Origin of the sequence: Bacillus sp. ok061 (assembly GCF_900108285.1) — a bacterium.
Classification (GTDB): domain Bacteria; phylum Bacillota; class Bacilli; order Bacillales; family Bacillaceae_G; genus Bacillus_A; species Bacillus_A thuringiensis_S.
Map to the genome: position 1 here is coordinate 100948 of NZ_FNUW01000013.1, position 12782 is coordinate 113729.

Below are 12782 nucleotides of genomic sequence, written 5' to 3' on the forward strand. Positions count from 1 at the left end.
GTTCATCCCACACCTAACTTCTTTGCTTCCGCTGAATTTTGAGGTGGGGGTCTTACTGCCCGGCAAATAGCGGGATAAAAAAAGCAAAGGCCACTACTGGTCTTTGCTTCTATATTTTCTATTTAAATTAAGAAAGAATTGTTCCACACGGGGACGCACCCAAGCTAAACAATCTATCTCTTTCTTCTTTGTGCAAGCTATCTCTTCTCCATCTACCATTTCAACAAGTTCTAGTTCTAACAGTTGTCTCGTGAATGCTAACATATTCACTTCTTCGGATGGATACTCTTCTTTTAATTTCTCCTCAATTTCTCCCAATAAAAAACCGTCACGCATCATTGCCAATGCATCAATCCAAAGTGGCGGCATTTCATATTTTTCTCCTGTAATTGTATCTTTTACAATATAATTCTTTTGCTCTTTTCGAAATTGAATCGTGTGTAAACATACAGTCGAATTTAATGTTAATTCCATCATACCACCTCTTTCATAATATCTGCATAGAAAAAAGGATGCGCGTGCACCCCTTCTTATCTTTTCATAACACTACTGAACCGTTACATGAGCAATCAATCTCATGTCGATATTTTCCTCCATTATAAACGAAGTATTTTATAAAAAAAACCCTTCTTGAAACATTTTATAAAATGTTTATATTTACACAACAAGAACACTTTTCTGAAAAATCTTTTCTCCCAATACATTAAACGGTCGGCAGAAAAATTTCGACTTTCGTTCCTACTCCTAGACTACTTTGGATCGTGATACTCCCTTGATGTTCCTTAATAATTTTATATGTAATCATTAATCCAAGTCCTGTACCATTCTCCTTTGTTGTGTAAAACGCCTTTCCAATTTTTTTCAACTTCTCATTCTCTATACCAAATCCTTGGTCTTCAACAGAAATACACAAATGTCCTTTCGTTTTTTGATATGCACGGATATGAATTTCTCCACCCTCTGGCATTGATTCTATTCCATTTTTAATGATATTTAATAACACTTGTTTTAATTGCTTATCATCACCGTTTATAGCCGGTAAATTCCCATCTACTTGTAAATGACATTTAACTCTATATTGCGTTGCATAACTTTCCATTAGATGCACAACATATAGAAGGATGTCTCGTATATTACACCTTTCATAATTTGTTGGCTTTGGTTTTCCTAACAACATCAATTCACTAACAAATCCATTAACCCTTTCAATTTCTTGTAACATAATGTCGTAGCTCATCGTATCAGCTGGATTTCTTTCTTTTTGCATTTGCGTAAACCCTTTTAACGCTGTTAACGGATTTCGAATTTCATGGGCAATTGTTGTAGACATAGTCCCAATCACAGCTAAATTTTCCGTCTCTTTCATATTGTTCATCATTTCAACCACTGTTCTTACATAAGATTGAAATCGTTTTAATAAAGAATGTGAAATAATGAAATAGAATACACATAAAACAAGTGGAATTACCACTTTTAAATCTTGTAATAGCAATGTGAAAAATACGTACTTTCCAATTACACTAAAGGAAACTAAATAAAAGTATTTTCTATTCACGAAAACTGGGGCAAATAAAATTAATAACATTTCTACCATACTACCATGTTCAAAAGGTCTATCCGTTCGCAAATAAATCATTAAATTATTAACAAGATTGATAAACATGTACCCAAATAAAAATAAATATTTTACAGAATATACATACCCTCTTTTTTGAAGATATATAGAAATAGGAAATATTGCTATTACAAATATAGGCACACCTATCCCAAGACTACCTTCTGGCCAACCTACCGCTGTTCCACTAATATTCATAGCAGGATACACAAAATAATATATAGCGTCATATAAAAAGAATATAATATAGAATAATAATATAAATACCTTTAAGGCTCTTCTTTCTTCATAAATCAAGCTCTTGTATTTGTTCATATAAAAACTCCCCTTGATCGATACAAAAAACTTTCATTGTTATCTCCTTAAAGTATAAGTATGAAATTGCTTTCAGGGCAATATTTAACCTTATAATACTAAAAGGAAGGAGATCTCTCCTTCCTTTTGGTAACAAATTACACCCATCTTACCCTGTCATGTAACAATCCATCAGTAAAATTATTATGCCCCATTACACAATCCTTCATATATAAATTTAAATACTCACCGTACTTACTTTCTGTATTTAATAACAACTCCTCGACGTAATAAGCACCTTGTTCAAATTGATCTAAAAGTAAACTGGACAAGCCCGCATAAATCCCGCACCCTACCTGAAAATACGTTGCATTCGTTTTATATTTACGAAAAACTTGGCTACTATTCATCACATTATACATATATGTCTCACTATTTTCATAAACGAGTAACACACCGACCAAGTCCTCTCCAGCAACCTCTTCTTCCGCTGGATTAAACACTTTACGATTCCAGTTCCATAAATCTTCTACTTGATCTAAATTCTGTCTAATTATATTTGTTGTATACTCATTAATTCGGTAAAGAAAACCAACTTCCATATTAAAGTTTTTCCCTAAAATTAATACTTCCTCATGTGGCATTAAACAACCATAGAATTCTTTTTCTCCTAACTTCACTTTATACTCTGAAGCATATACATCTTCATAAAAGTAAAGAGGACGATGATGACTCATATACATCGGATAACTCCAGATTGCTTCATCTAAAAATCGCTCTACTGCCCATGAAGCATAAAGTGTATGTGGCTTTATAAGCGCTGTATCATTCAAAAACGACGTGTCATGTTCTACAATATAACATGCTCTTGGCCTTTCGTTTGGTCGTTCCTTCATAAGTTCAACAACCATCCATTGAACAACACCTGGATTCATACCTGAACCTATAATCGCTTTTGTATTTGTAAATTTCTCTTTCTCCTTCTCAAACCTTGTATATCTTTCCGTAAGCTGAAAGCCGATTAAGCTATCGTCCTGATCTACGGCCTCATTTTCCAAGGCTGAATTAATATAACAAATTCCTAGTTCATTACAGCAGCTTAATACTCTAATTGTATCTGCCCCTGAAACATCAATCACAACACTCGTTCTTTTTTCTTTTAAATGTTGTTTAAATTCCACTACATTTTGAAGGTTTATTTCATATAAATATAAGCGACCTTTCAAATTCGAAAACAACTCATCATAATAAGTCCTATCTTTTTGTTTTATATCCACCAAATGAAATTTGGCATTCTTTAATACTTCATAAATTGGATCTTTTTCATTTGCTATCGCTTGATTTAAAATTGCTAAAACTGCTTTTGCTGCTCCACCAGCACTACCAAGCAATGTAATTGATAACGAATTCGGAAACTGCTCCACAAACAAAACCCCTTTAATAAATTAGTTGAGCAGCTCCTCCTCAAAAAATAAATTGAATACATAAAAGATAGCTCGTACATATTTCTTTATAAATTAGTACAAAATTATTTTTAAAAAGATCACACTATAATATATTTATATTCAATTCATTTTTCCCCTCATATCCAAATTAAACTAAATAAATAGGCTCGACCTTTTCTTCTGCATATAAAAGAAAAAGTCAGCCCTTTCAACTAATCTACGGACAATGGACGGATTTTACATGTTGAATATTCATATACATTTTTGCATCACGTGCTTTTGATATTTCAATATGACCTTCATCAATTTTCGCCATTTTTCCAATTTTATTGGACTCCTCACCTAAATCAAACACCATAATTTTCCCAGTCATTTTAATAAGCTGTTCTTCAAATGTTCTAGCTAACGTAATATTTAACGGATTTACGGGGAGTTCATTTTTATTGAGGGCGTACGGTACTTGGTTTTCTTTATACGGAATTAACCATTTTAAATGCTTTAAAGATATATATACCGTTTTATAAACCGGACTATAAAAAACAATATAGTCGTTCATCACACTTGTAACATAACCATGTATTGGAGCATTTCCTGCTACATAAACTTCTGTAAAAATACCTTTAGAAGTACTTAATACTTTTCTCAAAGAAATTGAAGGGGATTCCCTCTTAATTACAGAATCAACATCTGGTTTTGATATTTCTTCATCATATGGTCTTAAAAATTTATAGTATTGTACATGATATAAAGATATATATACGTAATCTTGTCCATTGTAAAGAACAACGATATCATTTCCTACATCAATTAATACACCTTTAAATCTTTTTTCACCGATTAATTTAACATATATATTTTCTCCAATACTTTTGTTTAACTCATTCATCTATATCCTCCTTCCTATGAATTTCTTCTTACCTGTCTTCCATTTCTAAAAAAATAATCAGGGCAAAGTTCTGTTTTAATAGTAAGTAATTCCTTTTCATACTATCGAAATAAGAAATTGTTCTTCTCTTTCCCTCATAATGCCCCTCTTATTTATTAAACATTATTCATCTTCATTCTTTTTACATTTCACTACTTGACTCACACTCTTAATATGATAATTAATGATATAAATAACTTCATCACCGTTTACTAGCGTAATATATTCTTCATGCACTTCACTTAATAGGCCTTCTACACACTCTGGGCCGCCACGATTAATCTTTACCCACTTATACTTCAAGTCACGTAATACATCGACAAAAGTATCATCATCAGAGCAGAAACATGAAACATAGCCATCGCCACATTTACTTTCTTTCACTTTCTTAACTAGACTCTTCACATGTTTCAATTGGTAATATACTAATTCACCAAGAGGAAGTTGTAATGTAAGGTAATCTCTTCCTAACGATACAAGTACCCCCACTCGACTCTCTGGTCCACGAAGATTTACTTTTACAGTCTCACCGACTAAGCCTTTAATTTGTTCACAGCATAATATACTTTCCAAATTTGTATCCTCCTTTCTTATTATCTTCCTCTACTTGACTGTCTTTGTGCGCGAGCTCGACCCGAATTATTACTTTCACTATCACTATCGCTTTCTTCGCTCTCTCTACAAGGTACTGTTACACTCTTAATATGAGATACTGCAACTAATATAACTTCTTCTTTTACAATTAGTGTCACAAATTCACAAGAAACATCTTGTAAAATACCTTCAACTTTCTCTGGGCCACCACGATTAATTTTCACCCAGCAATATTTGAAGCTTTGAAGTAACTTTTCAAAGTCATCTTCACATTCACATTCCAACCATCTGCAATCATCTGCTTTACAATCTTTCGCATTTTTTGTAATACTTTTCAGATGACGAATCTGATAGTAATAGAGCTCTCCTTTTTCATTCTTTAATACAAAGTAATCCGAACATACAGCGACTATTGTCCCTTTTTGAGATTCTGGACCACCCCTGTTTACTCTCACAAAAGATCCAATTAAGTCTTTCAGAAAATCACAATGAAATAAACTCACGAGAAAACCCCTTCCATTAATTTATAAGCTTTTGCACTGATAGTATATGTATCTGTACAGGTTACGTTCTCTATGTTTGTCCTAGCTAGAAAAAAATATGCTTTTAACATGGTAGACTACTACCTATCAAAAATATAAGAAATTCTGCGTGCCCATTAGGATTTTGATACATTTAAACAAAAAATCCCGTATGAAGATACATTTCTGCATATCTTCATACGGGATTTCCCTAAGTTTAGTCTTCGTCTTTAACATCCATATCTTCTGGAATTGGTTCATTTAATATTTCTTCCACTAACTGCTTATATTTCTCCATTTGTTCTAAATGTGTATTGAATTGTTCTTTATTTACTAAATATTGCTCTCCATCGAATAGCGCACGAATTTTCTTTTGCTGAATTAACTCTTCAATATACGATTTCGGTAAATTCAAATACTCCGCAGTCTCTTCTACTGTTATATACAATGCGTTCATTCCTTTATTATTTTTTCATCTATACTGTATCTTACTTTATTTTTGTAAACAAATAAAAAAGATTTTGTAAATGCAGTTCAAAAAGCAGGTAGATGCATTCCATATATTGTATAGTATTATATAGTAAGAATTTTTTAAATATAGAATGGTATTACCCATTTACACAAAGGAGAGTTAACATATGGCTACTCGTCACATCATTACAATGTTAGAAAAAACACTACAAGTTGAAACAGAAAACACAATTTCTCATTTGAATGTATCTTTATCTGATCGTTTTCTTTCTCAAAGCACAGCAATACATGAAAACAATTGTTATCATACAATTGGTGAATGGTACAAAAATCATTTCTTATTCCAACAAGATGATTTCCTTTGGGCTAAATATGCTTTCTATGACGCATATTGTGAAGCCATCAAAAAACAAGGCCATCTTACAAAACGCGTCCGTCAAATATTAGAATCATTGGCTCGAAAACACGGAAAACAGTATATTGCTTCTATACTAAATATGCCATTTCCTAATGAACGCGCTAAAGGGACAGCGTAATTTAGCCATGTTCTGCGTAAGCAAAACATAGCTAAATTGTTGTCTAGGATGCTTTACCAATAAAATGTTCATATCATATGAACTGATGAAACCGGTGTCATTATAATGATTGAAAATATAGTAAACAGGAAAACCCCCACGTACATCTCTCATCCACTTGAATAGAGAAATACGTGGGGGTATACTTGTTCCTTATTATTTCATCATCTGCTTAATCAGTTCGCGATTTCTCTTCTTAAATACTTCATTATGAGAAGAAACCATTCCGTACTCACTTGCATCTGGTTGGATAAATTGTTTTGCTTTATTCACAGCATTTCCAGCATCTTGGAATGCACCTGCAATTAAGTGTAGTTTCCCTTCGTGCTTTAAAATATCTCCAGCAGCATATAATCCATCTACTGAAGACTCACTATTTGCATTACCTGCAATATAATAATTATCTATAATTGCAACGTCTAACTCACTATTTTCTAATAATGTAATGTCGCGTTCATATCCATGATTAATAATAACTTCATCAATAGGTAAATGAGAAACCTCACCTGTTTCATGATTTGTTAATTCTACATATTCGATCGCTTCATGATTATCACCAGCAATTAATTTTGTAATCGATGTATTAAAGAAACACTCCGCTGAGCTGTTCATAAGTTGTTTTACTTGTGCTTCATGACCAGATAATTCTTCTTTTCTATAGGTTACATACACTTTTTTCGCAATTGGTTCCAATTCATTTGCCCAATCAACAGCAGAATTGCCTCCGCCGGAAATAATGACCGTCTTACCTTTGAAACGCTTTAAAGATTTCACTGTATAATTTAAATTCGATACTTCAAATCGCTCAGCACCTTCAATAGATAACTTTTGCGGTTTCAATATACCACTTCCTGTTGCGACGATAACTGTTTTAGAAAAGTGTTCTTCGCCATTGCTTGCTTTTAACGTAAAAGTGCCATCTTCGTTACGAATAATCGATTCTACTTTTGCATTTAATACCACTTCTGGCTTAAATGTTAGCCCTTGCTGTACAAGTTGTTCAATTAATTTATCACCTGTAACTGGCAGCAGCCCTCCTACATCCCAAATCATCTTCTCTGGATAAACATGTATTTTTCCACCTAACTGTGGTTGAAATTCTATTATTTTCGTTTTCATTTCTCTGAGTCCACTATAAAAAGCTGAATAAAGCCCTGCAGGTCCTCCGCCTATCACGGTTACATCAAACAATTCTTCTTGATTCATTCGTGTCACTCCTCAGCTACTAGTTGTTGATTATCATTCTCAATAAAATATAACCTGTTTCCGCAAAATTTACAATCAAAATTACTATTGACAATACACCTATATAAAATTATATTATTTAAAGAATCAATAGTGATAATCATTATCAATTTGTTAATAATTAGCAAATTGAGATTACATCTTCTTTTATTAATATGGTTAATACTATATTATAAAATCTCATATTCAAGATTTTTAATAAATTATTTTGCATTACCACTACTCTTTCAAAAATATTACAGTTAAACAAATTATTGTATACACATATCATCTATGCTAAAGGAGAAAGACGATGAAAAAGTTATTTATTTCACTAACAGTTCTTTTCGTTCTTGTTATGAGTGCTTGTAGCAATGGCTCTACAGACAAAAAGAACGATGCAAAAGGTAGCAAATCAGAAACAATTACATACCAATCTGAAAATGGTAAAGTAGAAGTTCCTGCAAATCCAAAACGCGTTGTTGTATTATCATCATTCGCTGGTAACGTAATGTCATTAGATGTAAATCTTGTTGGGGTAGATTCATGGTCTAAACAAAACCCACGTTTTGATAGCAAGCTTAAAAATGTTGCTGAAGTATCAGATGAAAATGTTGAAAAAATCGCTGAACTAAATCCAGATTTAATCATCGGTTTATCAAATATTAAAAATGTCGATAAGTTAAAGAAAATCGCTCCTACTGTAACATACACTTACGGAAAAGTTGATTACTTAACACAGCATTTAGAAATTGGTAAGTTATTAAACAAAGAAAAAGAAGCAAAAACTTGGGTTGATGACTTCAAGAAACGTGCACAAGACGCTGGTAAAGAAATTAAAGCAAAAATCGGTGAAGATGCAACAGTTTCTGTTGTAGAAAACTTCAACAAACAGCTTTATGTATACGGCGAGAACTGGGGCCGCGGAACAGAAATCCTGTACCAAGAAATGAAATTAAAAATGCCTGAAAAAGTAAAAGAAAAAGCATTAAAAGAAGGTTACTACGCATTATCTACTGAGGTATTACCTGAATTTGCTGGTGATTACTTAATCGTAAGTAAAAATAAAGATACTGATAACTCATTCCAAGAGACAGAATCATATAAAAACATCCCAGCAGTAAAAAATAATCGCGTATATGAAGCAAACATGATGGAATTCTATTTCAATGATCCACTTACATTAGATTTCCAACTAGACTTCTTCAAGAAGAACTTTCTTGGTAAATAATACAAACATGAGGAATTCTTAATTTAAGAATTCCTCTTCCTTTATTCTATGAACAGAAAAGATGTGAAACGAATGACCAAAGATCATGAAAATCCACGTTCTATAGCTTTTACATACAAACTAATTTTAAGCTTAATTGCATTCTTTCTTATTTTTATGGTTGCAATGGTATTAGGTGCTGCAGATACTTCGATAAAAGATGTATGGTTAGCACTCACTTCCTCCGCTAAAGGAGACAAAATATCTATTATTCGAGAAATACGTTTACCACGTGAAGTTGCTGCTATTTTTGTAGGAGCTGGATTAGCCGTTTCTGGAGCAATTATGCAAGGATTAACACGAAATCCACTTGCGGACCCTGGATTATTAGGGCTATCTGGTGGAGCAAATGCTGCGCTTGCACTAACACTTGCTTTCAATCCTTCCATCAGCTATCTTTACTTAACGTTAGCTTGCTTTATCGGTGCTGCAATTGGCGCAATTATGGTATTTGGAATTGGTATAGTGAAAAAAGGCGGCCTTTCTCCTCTTCGAATTGTATTAGCGGGCGCTGCAGTTTCAGCATTTCTACTCGCAATTTCAGAAGGAATTGGCATTTACTTTAAAATTTCACAAGATGTATCACTTTGGACTGCTGGGGGCGTAATTGGAACAACTTGGAGCCAATTAAAAATTATTATTCCAGTCATTTCAATTAGTATCTTTATCGCTATCTTCCTAGCAAAAAAATTGACAGTTCTTAGTTTCAGTGAGGAAGTGGCTATTGGACTAGGTCAAAAAATTATTGTTATTAAAACTATTTTATTTATCATTATTATCTTACTTGCAGGTGCATCTGTAGCGCTTGTTGGAAATATGGCATTTATCGGTTTAATGGTACCTCACATGGTACGCCCAATTGTCGGTCCAGATTACCGATTTGTTATACCGATGTCAGCAATTGCTGGAGCTTCCTTTATGCTACTTGCAGATACAATCGGACGTACTATTAACGCTCCGTACGAAACACCAGTTGCGGCAATTGTCGCGATTGTAGGGTTACCATTCTTCCTATTCATTGTACGTAAAGGAGGAAAAACATTCTCATGATGCAATCTATTTTAAGAAAACAGCGTCTCATTATACTCGCTTTACTTATAGTAATCATCACAACCATTGTAGTTGGAATGGGACTTGGTTCAGCATCTTTATCTTATGATCGACTACTCCCAACATTAATGGGGCAAGGGACTTTTAAAGAGGAGTTCGTTTTATACTCTTTAAGACTACCTAGAATTGTTATTACATTATTAGCTGGTATGGCTCTCGCTTTATCAGGGGCTATATTCCAAGGAATTACCCGAAATGATTTAGCTGAACCTGGTATTCTTGGTATCAACTCTGGGGCCGGTGTTGCTGTTGCTATTTTCTTTTTATACTTTCCAATAGATGTAGGTTCATTTCTTTACTTACTACCTGTAGTTGGATTTATCGGAGCATTTCTGACAGCTGTTCTAATTTACGTATTTTCATATAGTAAATCAACTGGACTTCAGCCAATCCGATTAACATTAACCGGTATCGGTTTTGCATTTGCACTATCTGGAACGATGATTGTCCTTATTTCATCCGCAGATCGTATGAAAGTAGACTTTATTTCAAAATGGATTGCCGGAAATATTTGGGGAGATGACTGGATCTTCGTTTTAGCAATGCTCCCATGGTTAATCGTATTCATTCCGTTTATTTTCTATAAAGCAAATCGATTAAACATTTTAGCATTAAACGAACCAGTCGCAATTGGCGTTGGAATTGAAATTGAAAAAGAACGCAGATACTTATTAGTTGCAGCCGTTGCACTTGCAGCTGCAGCTGTTTCCGTAACAGGAGGAATTAGCTTTATCGGATTAATGGCTCCTCATATCGCGAAATCTTTAGTAGGTCCAAGACATCAAATCTTCATGCCTATCGCCCTTTTAATCGGCGGATGGCTATTATTATTAGCAGATACAATTGGACGAAATATCGTTGATCCTAATGGCATTCCAGCAGGTATTGTCGTTGCTTTAATTGGGGCTCCTTACTTTATGTATTTGTTACTTAAAAAAGCGTAAAAAACACCCTCAAGATCTTTTCTTGAGGGTGTTTTTGTTTCATTCTACTGCTGCCCATACCCTTCAAACTTCTTCGCCAAATTCTCCATCTCATCTTCTGGCAAAAGCTTCGGTTCTCCGACGCTTTTCGTTTGATAATAAATTTGAGCACAAAACTCAATCTCTTCTGCAACAGTAAATGCCATTTTTATATTATTTGCACCAGCAATTAAACCGTGATTTGCAAGTAGCACAGCACGACGATCAATCATGCCTTCAAAAGCAGCATCCGCTAATTGCTTCGTACCAAATGTTTCATACGGCGCACAACGGACATTCGGGCCTGCAAAAGCAATTAAATATGACACAGCAGGAAGCTCCCATCCTAATGATGCAATCGTCTTCGCGTAAGGAGAATGTGTATGCACAAGCGCATTTATATCTTCACGCTTCCTATAGTAAATAAGGTGCATATCTAATTCACTTGATGGTTTTCTCTCTCCTTCTACTACTTCACCATCTAAGTTTAATATAACTACATCTTCAGGCTTTGTTTCATAATACTCTAAACCACTTGGGCTAATCGCAACAAGACCTTGTTCACGATTAAAGATACTAATATTACCGCCCGTTCCCTTTGTTAAACCACTAGAAATCATTTTCTTTCCATACGCTACAATTTCTTCTCTTTCTTTTTGTAATAACATATACATCCCCCTAAGTATGAAGCTTATGATGACTGACTTTTATATTTATCTACTTATTGAAATAGCTTTTTTAAATTCTCCGTAAACGGTGCCTTTACAATCCCTTTTTCTGTAATAATCGCTGTTACATTTTCATGTGGAGTAACATCAAATGCTGGATTATATACTTTACTTTCTTTCGGAGCTGAATATTGTCCAAAGCGATTAATCACTTCAGAAGCATCTCTTTCTTCAATCGGAATTTCTTTTCCTGTCGATGTCTTTAAATCAATTGTCGGTGTTGGCGCTGCTACATAAAACGGAATGTTGTAGTACTTAGCTAAAATAGATACGCCTAATGTGCCAATTTTATTTGCTACATCACCATTTGCTGCCACACGGTCGCATCCAACGATTACTGCATCAATCTTCCCTTGTGACATGACCATAGCTGCCATATTATCCGTAATAACAGTAACGTCAATACCCGCTCGCTGCAGTTCTAATGCTGTTAACGTTGAACCTTGTAATCTAGGACGCGTTTCATCCGAATAAATTTTTAAATTCCATCCTTTTTCTTTCGCTAAATACATTGGAGCCGTCGCAGTACCATACTTAGTCGTCGCTAAAGCACCTGCATTACAATGCGTTAATACTCCCATTTCATCATGGAATAATGTTAATGCATGCTCTCCAATTTGACGGTTAATTTCTTCATCTTCTCTATGAATTTCTTTTGCCTCTTCTAGTAATCTATTTTTCAACTGTGAGATTGATAAGTGAGCATTATCTGTCGCTACACTTTCCATTCTTTCAAGCGCCCAAAATAAATTTACTGCAGTCGGTCTTGATGTCGCCAAGTATGTACATACCTTTCTTACTTCATCCATAAATCCTTCTTCCGTACTTTCAGCAAATTCCTTTATCCCTAAATACACTCCATAAGCAGCTGAAACACCAATCGCGGGTGCACCTCGTACTTTCATTACTTGTATTGCATCCCACACACTTTCAGCTGTTTTAAAAGATTCATAGACAATTTCATTTGGTAATAACGTTTGATCTAACAAAACTAAAGCATCATCTTTCCACTGAATTGGTATTAATTGCTCTTCCATCATATTCTCCC

General features: G+C 34.2%; 14 protein-coding genes. 4 read left to right on the forward strand and 10 right to left on the reverse strand.

All coding sequences use genetic code 11. From position 1 onward, the window contains the following. Positions 1 to 93 precede the first annotated feature (93 nt). The 7 genes from C4S65_RS18085 to C4S65_RS18115 form a co-directional block, all read right to left on the reverse strand. Positions 94 to 474 (reverse strand): hypothetical protein, encoded by a 381-nt coding sequence (locus tag C4S65_RS18085; RefSeq protein WP_000424116.1) that lies wholly within the window; start codon positions 472 to 474, stop codon positions 94 to 96. 229 nt (positions 475 to 703) lie between these two features. Further along, a complete protein-coding gene (locus C4S65_RS18090) occupies positions 704 to 1930 on the reverse strand; it encodes an ATP-binding protein (RefSeq protein WP_001046098.1) in 1227 nt (408 codons plus the stop codon). Between the two features lie 137 nt (positions 1931 to 2067). Continuing rightward, a complete protein-coding gene (locus C4S65_RS18095; RefSeq protein WP_061666189.1) occupies positions 2068 to 3333 on the reverse strand; it encodes an S-adenosylmethionine decarboxylase related protein in 1266 nt (421 codons plus the stop codon). Positions 3334 to 3571: 238 nt separating this feature from the next. Further along, a complete protein-coding gene (locus C4S65_RS18100) occupies positions 3572 to 4240 on the reverse strand; it encodes a hypothetical protein (protein WP_001004280.1) in 669 nt (222 codons plus the stop codon). Positions 4241 to 4402: 162 nt separating this feature from the next. Next, positions 4403 to 4852: a hypothetical protein gene (locus C4S65_RS18105; RefSeq protein ID WP_061666188.1), complete on the reverse strand. Its 450-nt coding sequence runs from the start codon at positions 4850 to 4852 to the stop codon at positions 4403 to 4405. A gap of 20 nt (positions 4853 to 4872) precedes the next feature. Beyond that, complete coding sequence (locus tag C4S65_RS18110; RefSeq protein WP_086406865.1) at positions 4873 to 5376, reverse strand: spore coat protein; 504 nt, start codon at positions 5374 to 5376, stop codon at positions 4873 to 4875. Between the two features lie 235 nt (positions 5377 to 5611). Continuing rightward, positions 5612 to 5851, reverse strand: coding sequence for a helix-turn-helix domain-containing protein (locus C4S65_RS18115; protein WP_001998970.1), 240 nt, complete (start codon positions 5849 to 5851; stop codon positions 5612 to 5614). Positions 5852 to 6032: 181 nt separating this feature from the next. Here C4S65_RS18115 and C4S65_RS18120 point away from each other — a divergent pair, with 181 nt between their 5' ends. Then, positions 6033 to 6401 carry a hypothetical protein gene (locus tag C4S65_RS18120; RefSeq protein WP_000235474.1) on the forward strand — a complete coding sequence of 123 codons (369 nt, stop codon included), beginning with the start codon at positions 6033 to 6035 and terminating at the stop codon, positions 6399 to 6401. A 195-nt stretch (positions 6402 to 6596) separates the two neighbouring features. Here the strand turns inward: C4S65_RS18120 and C4S65_RS18130 are convergent, their stop codons facing one another. Continuing rightward, a complete protein-coding gene (locus tag C4S65_RS18130; protein ID WP_001070936.1) occupies positions 6597 to 7646 on the reverse strand; it encodes an NAD(P)/FAD-dependent oxidoreductase in 1050 nt (349 codons plus the stop codon). A gap of 331 nt (positions 7647 to 7977) precedes the next feature. On the opposite strand from C4S65_RS18130, the gene C4S65_RS18140 reads away from it, so the two are divergent. The 3 genes from C4S65_RS18140 to C4S65_RS18150 are packed head-to-tail and all read left to right on the forward strand — an operon-like array spanning position 7978 to position 10988. After that, a complete protein-coding gene (locus tag C4S65_RS18140) occupies positions 7978 to 8895 on the forward strand; it encodes an iron-hydroxamate ABC transporter substrate-binding protein (RefSeq protein WP_061666187.1) in 918 nt (305 codons plus the stop codon). A 48-nt stretch (positions 8896 to 8943) separates the two neighbouring features. Continuing rightward, positions 8944 to 9984: an iron ABC transporter permease gene (locus C4S65_RS18145; protein WP_140348315.1), complete on the forward strand. Its 1041-nt coding sequence runs from the start codon at positions 8944 to 8946 to the stop codon at positions 9982 to 9984. Beyond that, a complete protein-coding gene (locus C4S65_RS18150) occupies positions 9981 to 10988 on the forward strand; it encodes an iron chelate uptake ABC transporter family permease subunit (protein ID WP_000983750.1) in 1008 nt (335 codons plus the stop codon). Before C4S65_RS18145 ends, C4S65_RS18150 begins: the two co-directional genes overlap by 4 nt. Positions 10989 to 11032: 44 nt before the next feature. Here the strand turns inward: C4S65_RS18150 and C4S65_RS18155 are convergent, their stop codons facing one another. Further along, on the reverse strand, positions 11033 to 11674 hold the full coding sequence (locus C4S65_RS18155; protein ID WP_000926555.1) for an L-fuculose-phosphate aldolase: 642 nt from the start codon (positions 11672 to 11674) through the stop codon (positions 11033 to 11035). Positions 11675 to 11727: 53 nt separating this feature from the next. Beyond that, positions 11728 to 12774 carry an S-methyl-5-thioribose-1-phosphate isomerase gene (gene mtnA, locus C4S65_RS18160; RefSeq protein ID WP_061666185.1) on the reverse strand — a complete coding sequence of 349 codons (1047 nt, stop codon included), beginning with the start codon at positions 12772 to 12774 and terminating at the stop codon, positions 11728 to 11730. Positions 12775 to 12782 lie beyond the last annotated feature (8 nt).